Source organism: Embleya sp. L77 (assembly GCF_055557415.1).
Genome location: NZ_CM145710.1, coordinates 2,679,408 through 2,705,038 on the forward strand (window position 1 = coordinate 2,679,408; position 25,631 = coordinate 2,705,038).

At 72.0% G+C, this 25,631-nt stretch carries 14 protein-coding genes; 7 read left to right on the plus strand and 7 right to left on the minus strand.

From position 1 onward, the window contains the following. Positions 1–354 precede the first annotated feature (354 nt). From ACZOOI_RS41370 to ACZOOI_RS41385, 4 genes are all read left to right on the plus strand, one after another. The gene (locus tag ACZOOI_RS41370; protein WP_465281969.1) at positions 355–1,506 is read left to right on the plus strand and encodes an SDR family oxidoreductase; all 1,152 of its coding nucleotides are present in this window, start codon (positions 355–357) and stop codon (positions 1,504–1,506) included. A 73-nt stretch (positions 1,507–1,579) separates the two neighbouring features. Continuing rightward, complete coding sequence (locus tag ACZOOI_RS41375) at positions 1,580–3,166, plus strand: PfaD family polyunsaturated fatty acid/polyketide biosynthesis protein (RefSeq protein WP_465281970.1); 1,587 nt, start codon at positions 1,580–1,582, stop codon at positions 3,164–3,166. 22 nt (positions 3,167–3,188) lie between these two features. Next, positions 3,189–9,938: an SDR family NAD(P)-dependent oxidoreductase gene (locus ACZOOI_RS41380; protein WP_465281971.1), complete on the plus strand. Its 6,750-nt coding sequence runs from the start codon at positions 3,189–3,191 to the stop codon at positions 9,936–9,938. A 5-nt stretch (positions 9,939–9,943) separates the two neighbouring features. Further along, positions 9,944–14,092 carry a hotdog fold thioesterase gene (locus ACZOOI_RS41385; protein ID WP_465281972.1) on the plus strand — a complete coding sequence of 1,383 codons (4,149 nt, stop codon included), beginning with the start codon at positions 9,944–9,946 and terminating at the stop codon, positions 14,090–14,092. A 279-nt stretch (positions 14,093–14,371) separates the two neighbouring features. Here the strand turns inward: ACZOOI_RS41385 and ACZOOI_RS41390 are convergent, their stop codons facing one another. Beyond that, a complete protein-coding gene (locus ACZOOI_RS41390) occupies positions 14,372–15,034 on the minus strand; it encodes a TetR/AcrR family transcriptional regulator (protein WP_465281973.1) in 663 nt (220 codons plus the stop codon). 212 nt (positions 15,035–15,246) lie between these two features. Here ACZOOI_RS41390 and ACZOOI_RS41395 point away from each other — a divergent pair, with 212 nt between their 5' ends. Next, positions 15,247–16,416, plus strand: coding sequence for a phosphatidylglycerol lysyltransferase domain-containing protein (locus tag ACZOOI_RS41395; protein WP_465281974.1), 1,170 nt, complete (start codon positions 15,247–15,249; stop codon positions 16,414–16,416). Between the two features lie 125 nt (positions 16,417–16,541). Here ACZOOI_RS41395 and ACZOOI_RS41400 read toward each other — a convergent pair whose 3' ends face one another. The 3 genes from ACZOOI_RS41400 to ACZOOI_RS41410 all read right to left on the minus strand — a co-directional run bounded on the left by ACZOOI_RS41400 (position 16,542) and on the right by ACZOOI_RS41410 (position 19,537). Further along, a complete protein-coding gene (locus ACZOOI_RS41400) occupies positions 16,542–17,354 on the minus strand; it encodes an ABC transporter permease (protein ID WP_465281975.1) in 813 nt (270 codons plus the stop codon). A gap of 7 nt (positions 17,355–17,361) precedes the next feature. Then, complete coding sequence (locus tag ACZOOI_RS41405) at positions 17,362–18,333, minus strand: ATP-binding cassette domain-containing protein (RefSeq protein ID WP_465281976.1); 972 nt, start codon at positions 18,331–18,333, stop codon at positions 17,362–17,364. A gap of 232 nt (positions 18,334–18,565) precedes the next feature. After that, positions 18,566–19,537: a DUF1838 family protein gene (locus ACZOOI_RS41410; RefSeq protein ID WP_465281977.1), complete on the minus strand. Its 972-nt coding sequence runs from the start codon at positions 19,535–19,537 to the stop codon at positions 18,566–18,568. A gap of 489 nt (positions 19,538–20,026) precedes the next feature. Between ACZOOI_RS41410 and ACZOOI_RS41415 the strand changes: the two genes are divergently transcribed. Continuing rightward, positions 20,027–20,500, plus strand: a complete 474-nt coding sequence (locus ACZOOI_RS41415; RefSeq protein WP_465281978.1) for a carboxymuconolactone decarboxylase family protein — start codon at positions 20,027–20,029, stop codon at positions 20,498–20,500. Between the two features lie 178 nt (positions 20,501–20,678). Next, positions 20,679–21,602, plus strand: a complete 924-nt coding sequence (locus ACZOOI_RS41420) for an RNA polymerase sigma-70 factor (protein WP_465281979.1) — start codon at positions 20,679–20,681, stop codon at positions 21,600–21,602. A gap of 88 nt (positions 21,603–21,690) precedes the next feature. Here ACZOOI_RS41420 and ACZOOI_RS41425 read toward each other — a convergent pair whose 3' ends face one another. The 3 genes from ACZOOI_RS41425 to ACZOOI_RS41435 are packed head-to-tail and all read right to left on the minus strand — an operon-like array spanning position 21,691 to position 25,193. Next, on the minus strand, positions 21,691–22,617 hold the full coding sequence (locus tag ACZOOI_RS41425; RefSeq protein WP_465281980.1) for a nitrilase-related carbon-nitrogen hydrolase: 927 nt from the start codon (positions 22,615–22,617) through the stop codon (positions 21,691–21,693). Next, a complete protein-coding gene (egtA, locus tag ACZOOI_RS41430) occupies positions 22,605–23,939 on the minus strand; it encodes an ergothioneine biosynthesis glutamate--cysteine ligase EgtA (protein WP_465281981.1) in 1,335 nt (444 codons plus the stop codon). Before egtA ends, ACZOOI_RS41425 begins: the two co-directional genes overlap by 13 nt. 27 nt (positions 23,940–23,966) lie before the next feature. Next, complete coding sequence (locus ACZOOI_RS41435; RefSeq protein ID WP_465281982.1) at positions 23,967–25,193, minus strand: argininosuccinate synthase-related protein; 1,227 nt, start codon at positions 25,191–25,193, stop codon at positions 23,967–23,969. Between the last annotated feature and the right edge of the window lie 438 nt (positions 25,194–25,631).

Here is a 25,631-nt window from a genome sequence, read left to right on the forward strand (position 1 = left end):
GCGAACCCGGGCCGGCCATCGCGTCGGGGCGGCGGCGGGCGAGGGGCGAATCCTGTTGCCGATGATCCGCCGTGGCCGCGGATATTCGGAGGAATTGTTCGTGCTGCCGGCGAGCGTACCGCGCGTGCGGACCGCAACTCGCGATTGCCGATCCCGGCCGGCGTGCGGCGATAAATCGTATGTATAAGAATCGGATGTACGTGCCCGGCTCGCAGGGCGAAGGCGTGAATAGCCAATCCTTATGAATGTGTCGACAATGGTGAATTGCATCCACTGCTCGGCATCCGTGCAACTAGGCCATACCGGTGAATCTGACTTCCCGGCCCGTAACCTGGACTTTTGCACGGCCCGGTCATGGATAGGATCGACGCGCAATACCGGCCATCGGTTCCGGAGAAGAGGAATGAGACCGTGCAGGTTACATTGACCGGTGGCACCGGTTTCCTGGGGCTGCGGCTCGTTCGTGAACTCGTGAATCGGAATTGCTCCGTCACGCTGCTCTCCCGCCGCGGCGGCACGAGTGCGATCGACCGAATCTCCCATGCCCTCGGACGGCTGGGCGAGACACCGGATTTCATTCAGAAATTTCGCCGACGCGCCGACGAGGTGGACATCGAAATCGAGCGTCCGCTGTTCGGCCTCCCGGACGACCGGATCGAAAAGCTCGTCCGGCGGACCGACATGTTCCTGCACAGTGCCGGAAACATCGACCTCAATACCGGCGCCCGGGCGATCAGGCCGGTGAACGTCACCGGGACGCAAAACTTCCTCGACATCGCCGGCCGGAGCCCGCACGGCGCGCCGTTCTGCCATGTCAGCACCGCGTTCGTGGCGGGCGCCCGACGATCGGGGACCGTTGCCGAAGCCGACCTGATCGACACGTACGGCTTCGAGAACGAATACGAGCGGTCCAAGTGCGATGCCGAATCCCTGCTGCGCCGGTGGTCCCGGGAAAGCGGAATGCCGGCGCTGGTCATGCGGCCCAGCATTCTCCTGACGGACCGTGCCCCGACCCCGGGCCTGCCGGCCCACCCCTTTCAGACCATCAGCGCCCTCCTGCGTGCGTCGACGATCGAAAGAGGCATCGCCGGGCTCTCCATTCCGCGGGGTCTGCGGCCGGTCATCCACATGCAGGGGCGGGCCGACGCGCGGCTGAACTGCCTTCCCGTCGAGGACGCCGCGCGGGCCATCGTGGGCATCGCCGCGGAACACCGATCCACGGACGCGGAGACATACCACATCGTGCACCCGGACGACGTGTCCGCCACGACGCTCATCGAACTCTTCGAGAAATTTGCACCCATTCGCATCGTCCTCGGGCCCGAGCTGCCCGAAAAGCTCTCCCCGGCCGAGCAGCGCTTTCACAGTTACGCCGGGTTCGCCGCGTATTTTCGGCACACGCGGGTCTTCGACGATCGCAACGCGCGCCGTGTCCTGGGCGGACCCTGTTCCCGGACGACCGTCGACATGGCCTATCTCCTGGCCGGCACGCACGGGATTCTTTGACGGTCCACACGGGATTCCTCGAAGGTCGGCGAAGTCCGACCACCTTTCCGAAAGCCCACAGGAGAAACCGTTCATGACCATCGGACTACAGGCAGCACCCCGTCACGACATGTCGGATCCCACCGCCGACGGTCTCCTGGCCGTGCTTCGCCAACCGCGGAGCATGGCCACGATCGTTCGGCGTCTGTCCGACTCCGTGACCGGCGCCGTCCTGGGAGACGCGCCCGTCGACGGTTGCGAAGTCGTCGGCACACTCTCTCCGTTGTATCCCGAATGGCTCGGCGACCGGTCCTTCACCACCGACCACGGCGTGCGATTCCCCTACGTGGCCGGGGAGATGGCGCAGGGAATCGCGGGCGTCGCCATGGTCAAGGCGATGGCGCGGGCCGATTTGCTGGGGATCTTCGGAGCAGCCGGGCTGCCGATCGACGCGGTTCGGCGGGCGATCGAGGAACTGCGCCGCGATCTGCCCGAACACGCCCCGTGGGGGGTGAACATCATCCACAACCCGCACTCGCCCGCCTGGGAGGACGAGGTCGCCGCCCTCGCGATCCGACACGGTGTGCGGTGCGTGTCGGTGTCGGCCTTCAGCAAGGTCACCCGCGCCCTCGCGCACTGTTGCGCCGCGGGCCTGCGGGTGCGCGCCGACGGTCGGGTCGTGCGTCCTCGGATGATGATGGCCAAGGTCTCGCGCCCCGAGGTCGCCGAACAGTTCCTCGCCCCGGCGCCGCCCGAACTGCTTCGGGAACTCGTCGCCGAGGGACTCCTGACCGCCGACGAGGCGGCATTGGCGGCCCGCGTGCCGATGGTCGACGACCTCACCGTGGAGTCCGACAGCGGCGGCCACACCGACGGCAGGCCGCTGTCCACCGCCCTCCCGCAGATCCTGGCCCTGCGCGACGCGGTCGCCCATCGGCACGGCATCGCACCGCGTACCAGGATCGGCGCGGCCGGCGGCCTGGGCACCCCGCACGCCGTCGCCGCCGCGTTCGCGCTGGGCGCCGCGTACGTGGTGACCGGATCGGTCAACCAGCTCAGCCTGGAGGCCGACACCTCCGACCTGGCCCGGACGATGCTCCAGGCCGCGGACACCATGGACGTGGCCATGGCGCCGTCCGCGGACATGTTCGAGATGGGGTCGAAGGTACAGGTCCTCAGCCGCGGCACGATGTTCGCCGCCCGGGCCTCCAGGCTCTTCCAGCTGTACCGCGATCACGAGTCGCTGGAGGAGATCCCCCCGGTCCAGATCGCCCGCCTCGAACGGGAGATGTTCCGTCAGCCGGTGGCCCAGGTGTGGGCGCAGACCGAGGAGTTCTGGCGCGCCAGGGAGCCCGCGCAGGCCGACCGCGCGGCCGTGGACCCCAAGCACCGCATGGCGCTGGTGTTCCGTTGGTACCTGGGCATGTCCAGCACCTGGGCGACCACCGGGACCGCCGACCGCAGTGTGGACTACCAGATCTGGTGCGGCCCCGCGGTGGGCGCATTCAACGACTGGCGCAAGGACGGGTTCCTGGCCGATCCCGCGAACCTGTCCGTGGTGCAGATCGCCCGCAATCTCATGGAGGGCGCAACGGTCCTCACCCGCGCGCAGCAACTGCGCAGCCACGGTGTCGACCTGCCTGCCCAGGCGTTCACCTTCCCCGCCCATGAACTGCTCTGAATCGCAGATCGCAAGGAGTCCCGTGCCCGAGAGTTCCCGTCCCTCCCAACCACCCATCGCCGTGGTCGGGCTGAGCACCCTGCTGCCCGGCTCCTCGGACGTCGCCGGGTTCTGGCGCGACGTGGTCCACGCCCGTGACCTCATCCGCGACGTGCCGGACACCCACTGGCTCGTGAGCGATCACTATTCGAGCGACCCCACCGCCCCCGACAAGACCTACGGCAAGCGTGGCGCGTTCATGTCGCCGGTGGCCTTCGACCCCCTGGCCTTCGGCACGCCACCGTCCACGATCGACGCCACCGACACGGCGCAACTGCTGAGCCTGGTCGCGGCCGAACGCGTCCTGCAGGACGCCTGTGGCGACGAGGGCCCGTCCGAGACGATGCGAGAACGCACCGGCATCATCCTGGGAGCCAGCCCCACCGAGCTGGCCTTTCGCATGTCCTTCCGGTCCCAGCGGCCGACCTGGCGCCGGGTCATGCTCGCTCGTGGCGTGGCCGAGGCCAAGGCCGACGAGCTGTGCGATGCCATCGCGGCCTCGTATCCGGTGTGGAAGGAAAGCTCCTTCCCCGGCATGCTCACCAACGTCATCGCCGGACGCGTCGCACGCCACTTCGACCTGCACGGCAGCAACTACACCACCGACGCGGCCTGCGCCAGCTCACTGTCCGCGATAAGCGCCGCCATCGACGAACTCACGCTCGGCCGCGCCGACATGATGATCACCGGCGGCGTGGATCCGCTGTGTGACGCCTTCGGGTTCACCTGCTTCAGCAAGACCCCGGCGCTGTCCCCGTCGGGCGAGTGCCGGCCCTTCTCCGCCGACGCCGACGGCACCCTCCTGGGCGAGGCCGTGGCCATGGTCATGCTCAAGCGCCTGGCCGACGCCGAGCGCGACGGCGACCGCATCTACGCGGTGATCCGCGGCGTGGGCACCTCCTCCGACGGACGCGGATCATCGATCTACGCCCCCGCCGTCGCCGGTCAGGTCCGCGCGCTGCGCCGGGCCTACGCCAGCGCTGGCTACACCCCCGCGACGGTGGAACTGATCGAGGCCCACGGCACCGGCACCAAAGCCGGCGACACCGCCGAAGTGACGGCCCTGCAAGAGGTGTTCGGCACCGGCGACCCGGCCGACATCGCGCGCTGCGCGCTCGGATCGGTGAAGTCGCAGATCGGCCACACCCGCACGGCCGCGGGCGCGGTCGGGCTGGCCAAGGCCGCCCTGGCACTGCACCACAAGATCCTGCCGCCCACGCTCAAGGCCGACCGCACCGACCCCGCCCTGGAACTGGAGAAGGGCCCCTTCTACCTGAGCACCCGGACCCGGCCCTGGATCCGGGGTGCCGACCACCCGCGCCGGGCCTCGGTCTCCAGCTTCGGGTTCGGCGGGACCAACTTCCACGTCACGCTCGAAGAGCACCGGACCGCCGAACCCGCCGCGGCGCGCGAGTCGTACACCCGCAGCGCGCCGAGCGAACTGATCCTGCTGAGCGCCGAGTCCGGCCCCGCGCTGGTCACGGCGCTGGACGCGCTGACCGCCGACACCGCGCCGCCGGCCGACCTGGCACGCCGTACCCAGCTCGCCTTCGACGCCGCCGCGGCACACCGGCTGTGCCTGGTCGTCCGCGACGAGGAGGACCTCCGGGCCCAGGCGAGCGACGTCCGCCACCGGATCTCGGCCGAACCGCAGACCGCGTTCCATACGCCCGCCGGCGTGCGCTACGCCTGCGGTCCCGTTGCGACCGACAAGATCGCGTTGTTGTTCCCGGGACAGGGCAGCCAGTACCCCGACATGGGGATGGACATCGTGCTGCACCAGCCGCGCGCGCTCGCCGTGTGGGACCGACTGGCCGGCTTCGAGATCGACGGACGCCCCCTGCACCGCCTCGTCTTCCCGCCGCCGGCGACGGACAAGGCGGGCGAACGCGAGCAGGCCGAGCGGCTCAAGGCCACCGAATGCGCGCAACCGGCGCTGGCCGCCCACGCGTTGATGATCCGGGAGATCCTGGGCGCGGTCGGCTTCGAGCCCGACTGCGTGGCGGGCCACAGCTTCGGCGAACTCGCCGCCCTGCACGCGGCCGGCGTCTACGGCGACGACACCCTGATGGCGCTCGCCCGTGCCCGCGGCGAACTCCTGCGCGACGCGAGCAAGGTGTCGGGCGCGATGCTCGCGGTCACCGCCTCCGCGAAGGAAGCGGACGACCTGGTCCGCGGCATCCGCCGGGCCTGGGTCGCGAACTACAACTCCCCGACGCAGCACGTCGTCTCGGGCGCGGAATCGGCGATCGTCAAGGTGGAGAAGCGGGCCCGGGAGCAGCAGCTCGCGACGCAACGGCTCGCCGTCTCCTGCGCCTTCCACAGCCCGCTGTTGCAGTCCGCGACCACCGGGTGGCGGCCCACGCTGGAACAGCACGAGTTCGCCGCGCCGCGCCTGCCCGTCTACGGCAACGCCGACGCCAAGCCGTATCCCGGCACGGCGGCCGAAATCCGCACCGTGCTGCACGACCACGTCACCTCCCCCGTGCGGTTCGCCGAAACGATCCTGGCCATGCACGAGGACGGCGTGCGCACGTTCGTCGAGGCCGGACCGGGAACGGTACTCACCGGCCTGGTCGGCAGGATCCTCGCGGACCGGCCGCACGTCGCGCTGAGCGCGGACCAGACCCGGGGATCCGGACTCGCCGCACTGCACCGCGTCCTGGGCGCACTGGCCGTCGCCGGCCGTCCCCTGGACTTCGCCCCGCTGTGGGCCTCGTTCACCTCGAGCACTCCTTCGCCATCGCTGACAAGGACGGGTATGACCATCCCTATCTCCGGTCCCAACCCCGAAGTGGGCCACCGCGAGAGCACCCCCGCCGCGCCCGTCGTACCCGAGCCGAGCACCGGTTACCGGCCGGCCGAGCCGGTGACGACCGCGGCCCTGTCGGTCGCCGCGCGCCCGATGCCCCCGGCGCCGCTCGCCGTCACCCAGGCGGCACCGCCCGCCCGGATCCAGGCCGCGCCGCCCGCGGCGGCTCCGGCCACCGCGGTGGCACAGTTCGCCGCCCCGGCACCGGCACCCGCACCGGCGCCCGTTCCCGTCCAGGCGCCCCTTCCGGTCCAGGCGGCCCATCCCGTGCAGGCGACCTACCCCATGCAGGCGGACCACCACGTGCAGCCGGCCCACCCCGTGCAGGCGGCCCCCGCCGTGCCGGTGCGCACCCAGGACGCACCGGTCGCGGAACCGACGGCACACGACGTCACCTCGTCCGGATCCACGTGGACGCCGGTGACCGCGTCCGGCGCCTGGCTGCACGCCTTCCTCGAAGTCCAGCGCCAGGCGGGCGACGCGCACAGCGCCTACCAGAGCACCACCTCGGCCAGCCACGCCTCCTACCTGGACCTGGCCAAGACCTCGCTCGACGCGCTGATGGCCTGGCGGCCCGGAGCCGAGCCGCGCGCCGCAGCCACGCCCGCCCCGGTCCAGCCGGCCGCACCCGTCGAGATGGCCGCCCCGCTCGCGCCGAGCCCCCTCGCGCCGAGCCCGCGCGCGTTGGAGAGCCCGCCGCGCACCACCCGGGAGATCAGCCCCGCGCCGCCCACGGTGACGCAATACCCGCCGACCCCGGTCACCCAGGCCCGGCCGCCGGTGCCTTCGGCACAGGTGGCCCCGGCCCCGGTGCGGCCCGTGGCGCAGCAGAGCGTGGCCCAGGCGCCGCCGGCGATCGCGCAGATCCCGGCCCCGGCATCGGCACCCGCCCTCGCCGCGGCCCCCGCTCCGGCCCCGGTTCCCGCTCCCGTGCCGGCTCCGGCTCCGGTCCAGGAGAGCGGCGCGGATGTGGCGTTGGCGATCGTGGCCGAGCTGACCGGCTATCCGGTGGAGATGCTCACCCCGGAGATGGACCTGGAGGTCGACCTCGGGGTCGACTCGATCAAGCGGGTGCAGATCCTGACCCGGTTGCGGGACCACTTCCCGGGTGAGGCGAACGTGGACCCGGCCGACCTGGCCCGGTTGCGCACGATCGCCGCGATCGCCGAGAAGATCACCTCGCTGCGCGGCGCCGACGGAGCCACGCCGCAGACCGGCCCCGAGCCCCGCACGCAGGCCCTCGTACCGGCTCCGGTCGAGGAGAGCGGCGCGGATGTGGCGTTGGCGATCGTGGCCGAGCTGACCGGTTACCCGGTGGAGATGCTCACTCCGGACATGGACCTGGAGGTCGACCTCGGGGTCGACTCGATCAAGCGGGTGCAGATCCTGACCCGGTTGCGGGACCACTTCCCGGGTGAGGCGAACGTGGACCCGGCCGACCTGGCCCGGTTGCGCACGATCGCCGCGATCGCCGAGAAGATCACCTCGCTGCGCAGCCCGCAGAGCGCCCCCGCGCAGCCCCCGGCCCCCGCGGTCGCTCCCGCCGCGCCGCCCGCCCGGGCACAGGAGCAGATCCCCGCGCAGGCCAAGCACGAAGTGCCGCAGTTCACGGTGCTGCGCACCGGCACCACCCTGGTACCCGCCGAGGCCGCTGCCGGCGCCCCGCTCAAGGGCCTGCGCGAACAACCGCTGCTGATCACCGACGACGGCACCGGCGTCGCCGAATGCCTGGCGGAGACGCTGCGCCGCGAAGGCATCAAAGCCTCCGTCACGGACCGGGTGACCGAGGACTGCACCGCCGTGATCGCACTCGCCGGTCTGCGTGAGATCGACGCCGAGCAGGACCCGGACGCGCCCACCCGCGAGGTCTTCACGATCCTGCACACCATCGCCGAGGCCATGGACCGCCGAGGCGGCGTCCTGGTCGTCGTCCAGGACACCGGCGGCGGCTTCGGCACCTCCGGCGTTCGCGGACGCGAGGGCTGCGCGGGTATCGCCGCGCTCGCCCGCACCGCCGCGAACGAGTGGGCGCACGCCTCGATCAAGACGATCGACATCGACCGGGCCGCGCGCGCCCCGCAGGACATCGCCCAGGCCATCGCCACCGAACTCCTGCACGGCGACGACGTCACCGACGTCGCACTGGCGGCCGACGGCTCGCGCGCCCTGCTGCGCGGCAGCACCGAGCCGGTCGGCGCACCGCAGCCGCTCGACCTCGGGCCGGACCCCGTGGTCGTGGTCACCGGCGGGGCCCGCGGCATCACCGCGTCCTGCCTGCTCGCCCTGGCCCGCGCCCACCGGCCCAAGTTCCTGCTCCTGGGCCGGACCCGTCCGGTCGACGAGGACGACGAACTGCGCGGCGCCGCGGACGAGGCCGCCATCCGGCAGATCCTGGGCAACCGCCGCGACGAGCGCACCGGCGCCACCCCGACGCTGGCCGAACTCGCCCTCGCCTCCGGCCGGGTGCTCGCCTCCCGCGAGATCCGCGACACCCTGGACCAGCTGGCCGTCGCCGGAGCGGAGACCCGATACGTCACCGCCGACGCGACCGACCGCGAGCGGGTCGCCGAGGCGCTGGCCGAAGTACGTCGGGACTGGGGCCCGATCACCGGAATCATCCACGCCGCCGGCGTCATCGCCGACAGCAACATCTCGGCCAAGACCCAGGCCCAGTTCACCGCCGTCTACGACACCAAGGTGCGCGGATTCCGCACCCTGCTCGACCTGACCGCCGCCGACCCGGTGCGCCTGGTGTGCGCCTTCTCCTCGGTCAGCGCGCGACTGGGGACCGCCGGGCAGTGCGACTACGCCGCGGCCAACCAGGCGATGGAGCAGATCACCGCCACCGAGGCGGCGCACCGCCCGGGCAGCATGGTCAAGGCCGTGGCCTGGGGCCCCTGGGCCGCCGGCATGGTGTCCCCCGCGCACGCCGAGCACTTCCGTCGACTCGGTGTCCCGCTCCTCGAAGAGGCCGCCGGAGTCAAGGCGTTCATGACCGAACTCGAGCAGCCCGGTCCGGCCTGCGTATCGCTCGCCGCCGGCACCGCCGCCCCCGCCGCCGAGGCGACGGATCACCCGAGCGTCACCGACATCGTCGTCGGCGCCGACACCCACCCCTACCTGGTCGACCACAGCATCGCGGGACGCCCCGTGGTGCCCGTGGCGCTGGTCCTCGAATGGTTCGTGCGCGCCGCGCGTACCGCCCTGCCCGACAGCGGTTCCGTGCTGGTGCGCGACCTGCGCGTGCTGCGCACCATCGCCCTGGACAAGTTCGGCACGGAGGAGACCCGGCTGCGGGTGCACGTGCGCACCGACGCCGGCAACGCCGACGCCCCGCTGCGCCTGGAACTCAAGAACCCCGATGGTGCCCTGCACTACGCGGCTCTCGCGGGTCCGGGCGAGGTCGAAGGGTTGACCGCCCCGGCGGCGGAGCCGGTGGACGAGAACTTCGAGGTGCACCCCGGCAGCGCCGTGTACGACGGAGCCATGCTCTTCCACGGGCCGCTGTTCCACTCCATCCACACGATCAACGGGCTGAGTTCCACCGGGGCCACCTGCGACCTCGTCGGGCTACGGCAGCTCGGTTGGGCGCACGACACCTGGCAGACCGACCCGCTCGTGATGGACGGCGCGCTCCAGTCGGCCTGCCTGTGGGTACTGTCCTCGGCCAGCGTGCAGTCGTTGCCGATGGGCATTCGCGAGGTACGCGTGTTGTCGACCGGCGCGGTGGACGGGCCGGTCAAGTGCATCGTGCGCAGTGTCATGCAGGGCCCGGACAACGCGGTCTGCGACATCTGGCTCAGCACCGAACACAACGGCGCGGAGCGGATCCTGGCCGTGCTCGCCGGCGTGGAGATGGTCTACCGCCCGGACCTGTCCAGCTCGAACCGGGCCGCCGCGCTGATCTCGACGGACGCGTGAGGGGCATGAACTTCCCCGCCATCGCCATCGTGGGACGCGGTTGCGTCCTGCCCGGAGCGCACAATCCCGCCGAGCTGTGGGACACCGTCGTCTCCGGCGCGGTACGACTGACCCCGTTCTCCATCGGGCGCCCGACAGCGGGACCCGGGTGGAGCGGGGCCGACCCCGCGAGCACCGTGTTCGGCCACGTCACCGGGTTCGAGGAGCGCTTCGACCCGTACGGCCTGGCCATCGACGCCGAGCGGATCAAGGGCCTCGACCCGACCGTGCGCTGGGTCGTGCACGCGACCCGGCAGGCGCTCGCCGAGGTCGACCGCCTCGGCCTGCACCGACGCACCGGCCTGGTGCTGGGCAACATCTCGTGCCCGACCACGTCGATGGTCGCCTACGCCGAGGACGTCTGGTTGCGCTCCCAGCCGGCCGAGGTCCGGGCCGAATGGCCCCGGCACGACCGGCACGAGCCGATCCCGATGAGCCGATTCTGCTTCGGGCTCCCGGCGCAACTCGTCGCCCAGGCCTTCGAACTGCGCGCCGGCGCGGTGGTCCTGGAGGCGGCCTGCGCGTCGGCGCTGTACGCGATCGAACTCGCCTGCCGGAAGCTGCACTTCCGGCAGGCGGACCTGATGGTCGCCGGCGCGCTCAACGGCGGCGCGCCCGAGATCATCAGCCACGGCATGGGCCGACTGGGCGCATTGAGCCCCAGTGCCCGCTCCCGGCCCTTCCACCGGGAGGCCGACGGCCTGGTCCCCGCCGAGGGAACCGCGATGGTCGCCCTGATGCGGCTGGAGGATGCCCTGGCCGCGGACGTACCCGTGCTGGGGGTGATCCGCGGCATCGGGGCCACCAACGACGGCGGCCGGGGCGGCATGCTCGTCCCGGACGGGGGGCAACAACAACGCGCGATGAGCCTGGCCTACCAGGCCGCGGGCATCGACCCCAGGACGGTGTCCCTGCTGGAATGCCACGCCACCGGCACCGCGGTCGGGGACACCGTGGAACTGGGCTGTGCGGCCCGGATCTTCGCCGAACGCAAGGACCTGCCGATCGGTTCGGTCAAGGGCAACCTGGGCCATCCGCTCACCGCCGCGTCGGGCGCCGCCCTGCTCAAGGTGCTGGGCGCGATGGAGCACGGCACACTGCCGCCGACCGTGGGGGCCGACGAGGCCAACGAGGCCATGCGCGGCACACCCTTGCGGCCACTGGCCCAGCCGGAGGAATGGCAGGGGCTCCGGCGCGCCGCGGTCAGCGGATTCGGCTTCGGCGGGGTCAACGCGCACCTGGTCGTGGACGCCTGGAACACCGCCGACCGGGCCTCCACCTCCTTCCCCGGCGGGGCCGTGCCCGGCCCCGCCGGGCGCCGCCGGCACCAGGTGGCGATCGTCGGCCTCGGCGCGCGCGTCGGCGACGGCGACACCACCGGCGACTTCGTCGAGGCCCTGCTGGAAGGCGAGCCCAGGTTGCGGCCGCCGCGCACGGTAGAACTGCGGGTGGACGGCCTGCGCATGCCGCCCAACGACATGCTCCAGACCTCCGGCGAACACCTGTTGGTGCTGGAGGCCGCCCGCGACGCCGCCCGCGCGGTGACCCTGCCGGACGAGCGCACCATGGTGCTCGTGGGCGTCGGCAGCGCGACCGTGCACGCCGAGTTCTCCGTCTGGCACAACCGCACCACCCTGGAGGCCCGCCGGTCGGCGGCGGCCGAAGCGTCCTCCGAGGACCGCGTCGCCGACCCGTTGAACTGCCCGCCGTGGTCCCTCGGGGGCCTGGGCAACATCGCCGCCAACCGGATCAGCGCGCAGCTTCGGCTGACCGACGCCAGCGTCGCGGTCTGTGCGGAGGAGGCTTCCGGTATCCGTGCGCTCGACCTCGCGGTCGACGCGATCGGCAGCGGAGCCGCGGACGCGGCGCTCGTGGGCGCGGTCGACCTCGCCTCCACGGTGGTGCACCGAGCGGTCGTCCGCGACCTCGGACTCCCCGGAGCCGAGGGCAACGCGGCCGTGGTGCTGGCGCTCAAGCGGCTCGACCACGCCCGCCGGGACGGCGACCCCGTCCTCGCCGTGATCGACCCGCAGCCCGACGACCCGGCCGTCGACACGACGCGGGCCGCCGTCGATCTGGTGGTCGGCGACCTCGATCCGTCGCCCGCACCGGCGGAGCAGCCGGCCCGGCTGGATCCCTCCGGCCTGTTCGGTCGCCCGCACTGCGCCGCCGGCCTGCTCGGCGTCGCGTGCGCGACCGTGGCCCTGTACCACCGAACCGTGCCGACCGTGGGCGCCCCGGCGCTCGCACAGCCGGAGTTGGCCAAGGCGAAGGTGACCGTCTCCCCGCTCGGGGCGCCGCCGGCCGAACTGTTCCTGACCGCGGGGGACACGGCTCCGGCCGCGACGGGCCACGCGACCCTGGGGCGCCGGGCCGCCGGACAGGCGCCCGCCCGGCTGTTGTCCAGCATCGCCTTCTTCGACCTCCGGACCGTGCTTCGGCTCCAGGAGGCGCGACCGGCGCGGGAACTCGTGGCGCTGCCCGCGGCCCGCCCGGTGCCGGCGGTCGAGATCGGCGTACCCGCGCCGGCGACGGCCCGGGCTCCGCTCCCGGCGCCGGTCCCGGTCGTCGCGGCGGTCCCGGTCGACGCGTCGGTTTCGGTACACGCCTCGGGCTCGGTCGAGGAGACGCTGGTGCCCACCGCGCTCAGTGCGCACCAACGGGCCGTCGGCAGGTCGCATGTGCAGTTCATGAACACCCGGCACGAGAACCACCTGCTGTTCCTGGAGGTGCAGCGGCAGGCGACTCGGGCACTGCTCGACGTCGCCGGCGTGTTCCAGCAGCCGCATCACCCGCAGGCGCACGCACTCGTAGCGGACTCGGCGGGACCGGGGGCACCGGGAGCACCGGCCGCCCCGATCCCGCCGGGCGGCCCGGTCGGCCCGCCCGCCCCCGTCCCGCCGGTCGAGCCGGTCGCCGAGGTCGCCGCCGCCCCGATTCCGGCTCCGCAACCCGGCCCGGCCGAGCGCGAGTTCGTGGTCAGTCCCGATGGCGATCCGTGGGTGCTGGACCACTGCCCCACCTGGACGTTGCCGGTGCTGCCGATGATGTGCACGGTGGACCACCTGTTCCAGGCGGCGAGCACGTACACCGGTCTCCGGGCAACCGGCCTGCGGGAGTTGCGGCTTCAGCGCTGGATCCCGGTGGTCAGTCCCACGCGTCTGCTCACCCGGGTCGAGCCGTTGCCCGATCGGGGTCGGGACGTGCACGTCAGCCTGCTGATGTGGCGACCGGCCCGGAACGAGGCACTGTCCCGGTTCGAACTCGTCGCCGAGGCGACGATCACGTTCGAGCGGCCCGACACACCGGCTCCGCTGCCGCCGCTCACCGATGCCCGGCGGGCCGACCTGCCGTACCTCACCAACCGCCTGCCGCACGGCCCGGCCTTCCGGTACCTCACCGAGGTCGGCTACGGCAGCGCCGGCGCGGTCGGCGTCCTGGACGCGCAACGGGGTTCGGTACCCGGTACCTTCACCCACCCCGGGCTGCTCGACGCGGCGACGCACATCATCGCCGATCGGGTGTTCTGGTTGCCCTACCCGCAGGTCGGGCCCAACGTGGTCCCCTATCCGCACGGCCTGGTCCGGATGGACCTCTTCGCCCCGTTCCCCACGGAGGGGCAACTGCGGGTGGAGGCCCGTCCGGCCGGATCCGAGGGCGACCTGCTCTTCGTCGACTTCCAGGTCCTGGCGGGGGACCGGCTGTGTGCCGCGTTCCGCAACGTCAGCATGGTCTCCCCGCCGAGTGTGCTGGAACTGCAATCCGGCGCCGATCGGCGGGCCTTCCTCCTGGAGCGCCGACCCGCGCCGAAGATGAGCCTGTCCCAGGTGGTCGGGGGCGCCAGCCGGCTGGACCGGGCGGTCCTGGAACAGGCCGACTGGCCCACCGGCGGGCTGGCCTACGTCTACGGTCTGCCGGCCGGGGCGCCGGCCCGACTGCACGCGGAGGAGGTCGCGATGCGTGAGCACGTGGCCCGCGCGCACGGCGAACACCCCGCCCGGGTCGTGGTGGACGTGGAGAACCGGATCGCCTGGTTGTCCGACCAGCCGGACACCAGGCACCATCTCCTGGTGCATTCGGACGCCGAGGCGATCACGGTCGAGAATCGGCCGTAGCCGGCCCGCGAACGCGATCGACGTCATATCGGTGGGCGGGACTCCTCAGGGGGTCCCGCCCACCGGCGTACGCCCGGGCCGGCCTCGCGTCGGCCGGGCGATTCGCGTGCCGGCGCGGGCACTTCGGATCCCGACGACGGCGGCACGGCGCCGCGTCGGGGTACCGGCAACGCATCGGCCTCGGGCGGCCGATCGACCGTCCTCCACGCGAGGGCAATGGAGTTCGGATCCGACGCCCCGTGCCGGGACGCCGCCGCGTGCCCGGTCGTCCCGTCCGCATCACCCCGGCGGCGGTGTGGGGGCCTGGTAGATGCTCGCGAGCCAGATCCCGAGCAGGGTGTCGACGACGCGATCCTCGGCCAGGGCGGGTTGTTCGGCGGCGAACGTCGCGTGCAGCACGCGCTCGGTCATCGAGGTGAGCGCGATCGCCAGGTCGCGGGCGGGCAGCCCGTCGGGCGCCGCGCCCCGGTCGCGTTCGGAGTCGATCGCGTGGGCCGCCTGTCGTACCCACGTCTCCATCACCCGGGCCCACAACTCGCGCACCTCGGGATTGCCGCCGCGCGCCTGGGCCGCGGCCAGGGTCACCGCGCGGTGCGCTTGGAACGTGGCGAGGAACGCGTCGATCACCGTGCGCCAGTGGGCCGTTCGGTCCGCGGGCGGTTCGGCGGGGGGAGCCGAGGAGGCGGCGTCGGCCTCGGCGACGACCCGGTCGATCAGGGTCAGCAGGACCGCCTCCTTGGAGGCGAAGTAGAAGTAGAACGTGGGCCGGGAGATGCCCGCGCCGCGGGCCAGGTCGTCGACGGAGATCTCGCCCAGGCTCCGCTCGCCGAGCAACCGCTCGGCGGTGGCCAGGATCGCCTGCTCCCGATCGTCGCCCGAGGGGCGCGACTCGCGCCGCCCCCGACGCGGACGGCCGGTGTCCTTCGCGAACGTCTCGGTCACCCCCGAACCCTACCGTCGCCGCACGAACCCGGCACGACGCCGACCGGCCCGGCCACCCGTCGACGCATCCGTCGAACCACGGCCCCCCGCCGGGCGGGACGCACACGGCATGGATCGAGTGAAACTCCCGGCGATTTCCGGGCGAAGGCGTGTCAGCACGTCCGGACGGCTCGTTTGTCCTTGCGACATGACCGTCTCAGCTTAGGGAAGCCATGACCTTCGGCACAGAAGAGCCGTCTTCCGTCCGGATCGACGGGCGCCGCGGAAAGGGTACGGGCAGCGACGGCCGCGACGGCGTGCTGCCGACGCAGGGCGGCGCGGCCGGCGAGAGCCGCCCCAGCGCCACCACCGGTCGCGCGGGGGCGGCGACGCAGGCCGCCGTCCCGATGTCGGGCGAACAGGATCCGATCGGGTTGTTGCGCGCCTACGCCGACCACCCGAGCGCCTTCCTGGCGGTCAACGCCCGGACCCGGCACTACTACGGCAGCGGCGTGCGCGGACTCGTCGCGTTCTTGCCGGGGGAGCGTCACCACCTCCAGTTCGCCGGTCCCTTCGCGGCGCCCGGGGACCGAGGGCCCCTGCTCGACGAGTACCTGCACGCGCTGGACCGCGGTCCCGGCCGGCGGAAGGCACTGACCGCCGTCCAGCTTCGGTCGCACGACGTCCCGCTCTACGCCGACCGCGGTTTCGCGGTCAACCAGCTCGGTGTCGCCTACGGCATCGACCTGTCCCGCTTCACGCTGCGCGGAAAACCCCTGGCCAAGGTCCGCCAGAACGTCTCCCGGGCCCGGCGGGAAGGCGTCACCGTCACCGAGGTGGCGGACGAGGGCCTGCCGGAGCGAGACACCCTGGATCGCATCGACCGGCAGTGGTTGCGCGACAAGGGACGCCTCGTGCGGCAACTGTCCTTCATGGTCGGCGAACACGGCGGAATCGGCCGGACGCTGCGCCGTACGTTCCTGGCCCGACACCGCGGGGAGATCGTCGCCTACATCACCTACGCGCCGGCCTGGGGAAGCCGCCCGGGGTGGTTGTGCGACCTGTCGCGACGCTGCCCACAGGCCCCCGTCGGCACCCACGAACTGATCACCCTCACGGCGTTGGAGCGGTTCACCGAGGAGGGCGCGGGCTGGCTCCACCTCGGACTCGCCCCCTTCGTCGGGCTGGCGGACGAGCACGAACAGCCCTGCGCCTCCGCCCTGCTCGGGTGGGCGATCCGGCAAGGGGCCACACGCGGGCGCCGGCTCTACCCGGCGCGGACGCAGGAGGCGTTCAAGCTCAAATGGGCTCCGCACGTGTGCGAACCGGAGTACGTGGCCTTCCAGGATCGGGTCCGCGTGGCAGCGGTATGGCGCCTCCTGCGGGCCACCCGAGTGTTGTGATCGGCCGGCCGTGCGGCATATTCGCCCGATCGGGGTGGCCCGTGCCCCGGGCGACGAGGCACTCGCGCACCGGCGCGGCGGGCGGGACGGGGTGCGGCCCGCCCGTACGCCGCGTCGCCGGCGGGTCAGGCGTCGCGCTTCTCCAGCAGCAGCGCGCCCAGGAGCAGCAGGACCAGGGTCTCGGCGACGAAGACCGCGAAGCCCGTCCACGGTTGCAGCATCTTGTCCGCGGCTCGGACCGCCATGATCTGTCCGCCGGCGTTGGCGGGCATCAGCTTGGCGATCCAGTCGCCGGTCCTGCCGGGGATCAGGCCCACCACGCCGCCGACCACGAAGATCAGCGCGATGCCCAGGGTGATGGCGCCGGCGGTGTGCCGCAACAGGACGCCGAGCGCCATGCCGAACAGGCCCAGGACGGCCAGATACAGACCCGTGCCGAACAACGACCGGAGCACGCCGGGTTCGCCGAGGCCGACACCGACGTGCTTGGCGTCGAGCATCGGATCGGCCAGGAAGTAGCAACAGAACCCGGTCACCGCCCCGACCACGAACAGGACGAGGGCCAGTACCAGGACCTTGGCGGCGAGCATCGAGGCGCGCCGGGGCACCGCGGTCAGACTGGTCCGGATCATGCCGGTCGAGTACTCGGCCGTCATCGACATCACCCCGAGCACCAGGGCGGCGATCTGGCCGAAGGCGACGCCCACGGTGAGCAGGTCGGGAGCGTCGCTCTTCTGCCCCTCGGCCACGTCCTTGGCCACGTCGCCCGCCGCCAGGGCGGCGATGCCCCAGCTGATCAGGACGCTCACCACGAACAGGGCGAGCAGGGTCCACAGGGTCGAGCGTACGGTTTTGATCTTGGCCCACTCGGAGTCCAGGATCCGGGCGAAGGTCAGCCGCGGGGCGCGCGCGAAAGTGGTGGGCGCGGTCGTCGTCATGGCGGCCTCATCCGATCCGGTCGGCGGTGGTCGGCGGACCCCAGCCCGGGACCGCCACGGCGGGCTCCGAGGGCGTGCCGCCGGTGTGGTATTCGACGCTGTCGGCGGTGAGCCGCATGAACGCCTCCTCGAGCGAGGCCTCGACCTTCGCCAGCTCGTGCAGGAACACCCCGTTGTGCCCGGCGAGGTCGCCGACCCGATCGGTACTCACGCCCTGGATCAGCAGCGCGCCCGCCGGGTCCCGGTTCACCCGCCAGCCCGCGTCCGCCGCGAGTTCGGCGAGCCGGTCCGCCTGCGGCGAGCGTACTTTCACGTGGCTGATCGAGTTCTCCGCGATGAACTGTGCCACGCCCGTGTCGGCGAGGATCCTCCCGCGGCCGATGACCAGAAGGTGGTCGGCGGTGACGGCCATCTCGTTCATCAGGTGCGAGGAGACGAAGACGGTGCGGCCCTCGCCGGCGAGTCGCTTCATCAGGTTCCGGATCCACAGGATCCCCTCGGGGTCGAGCCCGTTCACGGGCTCGTCGAACAGCAACACCCGGGGGTCGCCGAGCAGTGCGCCGGCAATGCCCAGGCGCTGACCCATGCCCAGGGAGAAACCGCCCGAGCGCTTCCCGGCGACCGAGGCGAGCCCGACCGTGTCCAGGACCTCGTCCACCCGCGAGAGGGGAATGCCGTTCGACTTGGCCAGCACCACCAGGTGATCCCGGGCGGTTCGACCGCCGTGCAGGGCCTTGGCGTCGATGAGCGCCCCGACCTCCAGCATCGGTGCGGCCAGGTCCCGGTAGGCCCGACCGTCCACCGTCACCCGGCCGGCGCTGGGCCGGTCCAGGCCCAGGATCATTCGCATGGTGGTGGACTTGCCCGCGCCGTTGGGGCCGAGGAACCCGGTGACCCGACCGGGGTGAACCTCGAAGCTGATGTCGTCGACAGCCGTCTTCGCGCCGTACCTCTTGGTGAGGCCTTCCGCAACAATCATGGACATATGCCGCCTTCTCCTCGGGCGGTCTTCATGATGGCCCGGGTCGAAGGAGTCCGCACCCGTACCGGGGAGACGGGTGAACGTGTCGATGTCGGACCCGTGCGTGCCCGGCCGGCGTCTCGTCGGTGTCGAGGCGCGCGGACGAAGCTGCGCCCCGACACCGACGAATGCGGCGCGGGACCGGCAGGCACGCGCGCCGAGGACGCCGGTGCGGGCGCGGCTGAGCGGCTCAGTGGGTCGTGTCGCGCCATTCGCGCCAGGTGAGGCCGCGCGGGGCCAGTTCGCCGGCGTGGAACGCGGTCCAGGTGGTGGTGTTGGGTGCGGTGCCCGGTGCTTCGGGGGCGCTCGTGTACAGCGGATAGTGGGTGCGTACGAGGTCGGCCAGCCACGGTTCGAGCGCGTCGAAGCCGTCCAGCGTCCAGGCGCGTGCGTGGTAGACGAGGTTGCCCGGCGTCTCGCTCTCCGCGATGCCCATCGCCGGCACGTACGGGCAGATCCGGCTCCAGCAGTTGGTGACGGGCAGCGCTCCCTTCGGGGCATCGGCGTCGGCACCGGAGTGGGCGCGGGCGTCGTCCTCGTGCACGAGGAAGTCGAACAACTCCCATGATGTGTAGGTCGAGTTGGCAAGGCCGAAGTCGTCGTCGATGCCGTAGCGGTCGGCGAGGCGGTAGACGGGAGGCACGTCCAGGGTCCACACCAGGTTGCGCTGGACTCGCTGCGGGGCCACCGAGCCGGCCAACGGCACTTCGGCGGGTCCGAACAGCGCGTACAGGGCGCCGGCACGGATGCGATACGACAGCTGCACGCGGTCGTTGGCGATCGGCGGCAGGGGACGGGTGCGGCCGTCCAGCGGGTTCGTCCACTCGGTCAGGACGGTGCCGTCCTTCGGGTCGGTGTAGAAGACGATTTCGCGGGAGACCAGGTGCAGGTCTTCGGTGCCCGGCGGGTTGATCAGCCGGCGGATGTTGTAGCCCTCGACACCGAACAGCACGCCACCGTGCGGGAAGACCTTTCCGTGCACGTCGCCGGGCACGTGGTTGTGCACCTTTCCGCTGATGCGGTAGAGCATGTCGTGGCCGTCGGGGCGGCCGAGCAGCCGTACGAAGAGCCGGGCGTTTGCGTCGTCGAGCGATGCGATCAGGGCCTCGGGCGATGTCTTGCCGGAATCCATGCGCGGTGTCCGTCCGTTCGTCTCGATCATGTCCACCCACATCGGTTCGTCGGCCGAACTCCGGTCCTGACCGCCCCGGGATCCGGTCCGCCGCACTCCCGGCAGCCTACGCCGGCGACCCGCAGCGAACCGGGGGCGACCGTGCCGGACCGGGGACGGTCCCACCACCCGATCGACCGCCCGGGATTCCTGGAGGGCGCCGCCGGCATCGCGCCGGCCCTACACACCTCCGCCACTCCCGGCCCTCCCCGATCGCCCTGGGCCGGAGCCCTGACCCTGGCCTGACGCCGAGGCCGCCGCCGGGTCCGACGGGTTGCTCCGCCTCGGTGCGCTCGCACAGCCGGAGCAGGCTCGCCGGGCCCTCGTCGCCCGGGTGATTCGGGAGGTACGCGTCCCGGCACAGCCCTCCGGGCCTGGTGGGTGAGGTGGGAGATGTGGGTCACATCGGTTGGTGTCACAGGGGGTTCGGCTGCCTCGTCTCAGGGGGTGTAGCCATCGACGACCACGAGGGAGCACATCATGGACGCGCGACTGAACTTCTTCGGCGGCGCCACCGACAGCAAAGTCTTCAAGTACCTCATGTCGGCAGGCAAGGCCATCAAGGACTCGCCGCTGCCGGCCGCGACGCAGGAACTGGTGGCACTGAGGGTGAGTCAGATCAACGGCTGCGCCGTCTGCATCGACATGCACACCAAGGAGGCCGACGCGGCCGGCGAGAGTGCGGTACGGCTGAACCTGGTGGCGGCGTGGCGGGAGGCGACGGTGTTCACCGAGGCCGAGCGGGCCGCACTGGAACTGGCGGAGCAGGGGACTCGGATCGCGGACGGGGCCGGCGGGGTCACCGACGAGGTGTGGGCAGGTGCCGCCAAGCACTACGACGAGGAGCAGCTGACCGCCCTGGTGATCCTGGTTTCCTTCATGAACACGGTGAACCGGCTGAACGTCATCACCCGGCAGCCGGCCGGCAACTACGAGGTCGGGCAGTTCCACTGACCGTCACCGGCGCCGGCAACGAGCCCCGGGACCGGGTGCGGGTCCACCGGGTCCCGGGGCTCGGGTCCCGGGGCTCGGGGGCATTAGGGTGACCTGCCGGCGGATCGGCCGAGAACGACAACCCGCCCGCGTCGGCGCGTACGACCGGGTGGGAGGGCTGCGGGGAAGGGAATTCGGCGTGAGCAAGGTCGAGGACTTCGAGGGGTTGCGGCCGCTGCTGTTCTCGATCGCCTACCGGATCCTGGGCAGCGTGAGCGAGGCCGAGGACGCGGTGCAGGAGACGTGGCTGCGCTTCGACGGCTCGGCGACTCGGCCCACCTCGACCAAGGCGTTCCTGTCCGCCGTGGTGACCCGGATCTCGATCGACGTGTTGCGCTCGGCCCGCGTCCGGCGCGAGGAGTACGTCGGGCCGTGGTTTCCCGAGCCGCTGCTGAACGATCCGTATCAGGATCCGGCACGGTCGGTGGAGTTGGCCGACTCGGTGTCGATGGCGGCGCTCCTGCTGCTGGAGCGGCTCAGCCCGCTGGAGCGGGCGGTGTTCGTGCTGCGGGAGGTGTTCGCCTTCGGGTTCGAGGACGTCGCCGCGGCGGTGGGGCGTTCGGAGTCGGCATGCCGGCAACTGCTGGTGCGGGCACGGCGGCACATGCAGGCCGGACGGCCGCGGTTCGAAGCGGACCGTCGGGAGCGACAGGAACTGGCGACCCGGTTCTTCGACGCGCTGAAGAACGGCGACGTGGACGGGCTCCGGAACCTGTTGGCCGCCGACGTGCAGTTGGTCGGGGACGGCGGCGGCAGGGCCCCGCAACTGGCCAGGGCGGTCCTGGGTGCGGAGAATGTGGCCCGGCTGCTGGGCAAGGTCTTCCCGTGGCTGCTCCGGATCGATGTGACCCTGGAGCCGCACGAGATCAACGACCGCCCCGGCGCGATCCTGCGCGATCGGGACGGCAAAATCCTGCAGACCCTGGTTCTCGAAGTGCTCGACGGGCGGGTCCAAAGCATCCACGGGGTGAGCAACCCCGACAAGCTCGGCCACCTCGGGCCGGTCGGGGACGCCTGGGCCGTCGACCGTGAACTGAGGCAGACCCGCCGACGGATGCGCTGACCTCCCGGACTGTCACGCGTGCTCGACCGGTGTGGCTCCACGTCGGTTCCGACCCGGTGGCTGCTTTCCGCGCGTGCCCGGCGGCCGGCTACGGGGGAGGGCCCACGCCGGGCTTGGGGCGGTCGTCGACGACGAGGGTGAACACGTCCGGGCGGGCGTAGTGGCCGGTCGTGTCCAGGTCGAAGCGGGCGCGGGCGAGGTCGGCCAGGTCGAGTTCGGCGGTGAGGATGCCCTCGCCGCCGCGCAGGGGGCCGGCGAGCACGTCGCCGAGCGGCGAGACGATCACGCTGCCGCCGTCGATGAGGACCGTGTCCGGATCCTCGCCCTGCACGGGGTGGACGTCGGACGGCAGGTCGGCGCGGACCAGGTATTGGTTGGCGCACAGGACGAAGCAGCGTCCCTCCACCGCGATATGACGCATCGTCACCTGCCAGCTCTCGCGGTCGTCGACGGAGGGCGCGCACCAGAGGTCGACGCCCTTGGCGTACATCGCGGTGCGGAACAGCGGCATGTAGTTCTCCCAGCAGATGGCAGCCGCCACCCGTCCGTTGCCGGTGTCGATCACCGGCATCGTCGAGCCGTCGCCCATGCCCCAGATCAGCCGCTCCCCCGCGGTCGGCATCAGTTTCCGGTGCTTGCCGAGGAATCCGCCGGGCCCGAGGAACAACGCGACGCAGTAGAGCGTGCCGCCGCAGCGCTCGATCGCGCCGACCACGAGATGGATGCCCAGGTCCTGGGCGAGCGCGGCCAGGGCGTCGGTCTCGGGGCCGGGGACGGTGACGGCCGATTCGAAGTAGCGGCGGAACTCCTCGCGGCCGGGGGTGGTTCGGGCGCCGACCGTGACGCCGAACGTCAGGCCCTTGGGGTAGCCGCCGAGGTATGCCTCCGGGAGCACGACGACGCGCGCACCGCGCTGGGCCGCCTCGGCGATGACGTCGTGCGCCTTGGCCAGGGTGCGGGGGGTGTCGAACAGGTACGCGCCGATCTGGGCGACGGCGGCGGTCACGCCGGCCATGTCGGTGCTCCTTCCGGACGGGCCGTGTGCCGGGCGCGGGCCGGTTCGCTCGCGTCGAGCAGGTCATCGGCCGGGCATCGGCCCCGGGCGACGTAGCGGTCGACGAACTCGTCGACGAGGTCGCGCAGTTCCGGAGCCCCCCGGCGGTCGAGCGCGGCCGAGGCGGCGGTGAGGCAGGACTGCGCGGCGTGTCGGAGGGGCCGGTCGGCCATTCCCCGGCGTGCGGCGCGCCGCCACAATCCGTTGCGCGGCGGGGGTCCCGGAGGGGCGTCGAGCAGGGCGAGTGCGTGCTCGGCGGCCCGGCCGGCCACCGGGTCCTCGAAGAGCGCGGCCACCACCGCGAGCGGCACGAGCCAGCCGTCGTCGCCGGGTTGGGCGTCGATCATGCGCAGTTCCAGGTATCCCTGGGGACGTACGGGAGGAAACAGCGTGCCGAGGTGGTACTCGAAGTCCTCCAGCGTCGGCGGGCGGCCGACCGCGTTCCGGCCCGCGTCCTCGATCCAACGGCGGAAAGTGAGGTCCACGGGCATGACCCACGGGTCCTCGTCGTGGGCGCGTACGCACATCACGCTGGCGTCGAGGGCGTAGCTCGCCCATGCGTCGCGCAGGTCCGTGCCGGGCCCCGGGAGCGGCGCGAGGGTGCGGCCGGGGTCCAGCCGGGCCCAGATGGCCTGGCGCGTGGATCGCCAGCCCGTGGGTCGTCCCTCGAACAGTGGGGAGTTGGCGAAGGCGGCGACCAGCACCGGTCCGAGCAGGTGCGCCAGGCGCCACCGCCGGCGCCGGCCGAACGGGCCGGGGCCCTCGGTACCGGCATCCACGCACACCTGCACCGAGGCCGAGGCGCCCATCATGAACCGGCCCCAGGGATGGCAACGGTCGAACAGGCGCTCCATGGCGGTGTAGCGCGGCAGGTGCACCAGGGTGCGGGCGGGCTCGCGCCAGGGATCGACGCCGTACCCGGCCGTGCGGTATCCGACCGACGCCAGTGCGGCGCGCACGGTGCGCAGGTCCTCGCGCACGCTCCGAACGCACGCGGTGAGCGAGTCGGCAGGCTGCGAGCTGAGCTCCACCTGGCCGCCGGGCTCACGGCTGAGGGCCGTGCCCAGCGGCAGCCTCAGCCCGGGGGCACACGCGTCGAGCGCCCCCGCCAAGCGGGCCTCGTCGACGGGCAGCGCGGGATCGCGGCGGTCCTGGACGAGCCATTCCAATTCGACCCCGATCAGCCGCGGTGGCCCGCTGCGCAGGCATGCGGTGCGCACGTGACGGAGGCAGGCGGACACGTCGACGGGGGCGTGCGCGGGGGAAACGGTCGTGTGCAGCATGGGCGGGTCCCTCCGATCGGCGGCGGCTCAAACCCCGCTGTACGCGGCGCCTCGGGTACACGTGTAGCCGCACGTGTACGCACTGCTCTCGGCCCGGATCGACTCCTTCTCCCAGGCTTCGCGATCGCGCACGTAGGTGGGTCGCCCCGCGTGCACGCCACGGGTGTCGGCCGCACCGACGCGCAGCGCCCACTCGACGGAACCGGTCGTGTGCTCCGCGCAGGAGTCCATGAACGACTGGACCGCGCACCGTAGTTCACCGAACCAGCGGCCCTCCAGCGCTTCCCGCACCCACAGTTGCTCCAGGTGCATCTTCTCGCGGATGGTCTCCGCCGCCAGGGTCGCCGACTCCACCTGCCGGTACGAGCGCAACAGCAGGCAGGCGGCGGGCATTTCGCGGATCTCCAGGACCTTCTCGCCGTCGTCGAGGTGTTCGAGACCGGCATAGCGGCCGATGCCGAAGGCGCCGACCCGACGATTGAGCGCGGCGACCAACTCCACCATCGGCATCTCGACGCCGTCGACGGACCGGGGCACCCCGTGCACGAATCCGATCTCGATGCGCTCGTTGTCGCCCGTGTCGCGAATCGCGCTCCACCGGTACATGTGCTCGGGTACGCAGTGCTCCTCGGGGTCGTCCAGGATTCCCGACTCGAACTCGCGACACCACAGGTTGGAGTCGCCACTGACCACACGATCGCTCAACTCATCCAGGCCGATTTCCTTGAGTTCGCGGATCTTTCGCTCCCGATCGACCGGTTCCAGGTCGTACGGGCTGCCGTACCACCCGTCGAAGCCGAGCAGGGCGAGCGCCCCGTTGAGCCGGCGCAGCGTGTTCTGCGAGCGGTTGGCCGTGTGCAGCACCGCACAGGCGCCCAACTCGCGGGCCGTCCGCACGGCCAGCCGCGCGATCAGCGGGCGACTGAGCGTGGAACTGACCGGGTGGGTGTCCAGGTACACGGCCTGCGCGGTGATCGCGGGACGCACGAACTCCTCGGCGAATGCCTGCCGTCCGTCGAGAATGTGCAGCCGTACCCCGAGCCGGTCGGCGATGGCCTGTTTCGCCGCGCTGCTCTCGTCCTCGCCCAGGTCGATGCTGACGGCGTGGATCTCGGGAAAGCCGCCGTAGCGGAGCCGGTACAACAGGTAACTGCTGTCCAATCCGCCGCTGAAGAGGGTGACCACGGGCCGGTCCGAGCCGAGCCGGTCGGTGGTGATCTGCTCGAAGGAGCGAATGAGCTGTGCAGGGCGCATGGGATTCCCTCCTCGTCCGCACACCTCGGCACGACCACGGCAGGCGCGCGGCAAAGGGCTGGGGGACACGTCGAACGACGCCTGGAAAGCGTAGCAACGCCCGATGGGATCGGCCATCCGATCGGTTGTGAAAATGATGATCGTGTGCGGGGCGTTCCCGGCGGAGGGTGCGCGGCCGGCGGACGGTCGGGGTCGAGGCGGTGCGTGCGGCCGGCTGCGCGGGGCGGCGGACGCGGGTTCGGGTGCGCCTCGGTCCGTGCCTCGCGCAGCAACTCCCCGGTGGCGCAACCCGGTTCGTTTCCGGAGACGACAAGCGACGACGAGTGACGGCAGGGCGCGTGCGGTCGGCACACCCCGCACTCCCGTCGGGACGGCCGCCACGCTCCGCCCGGTGGCCGGATTCCGCCCTTGGCATGGCGTGGGCCACGCGGATCCTGA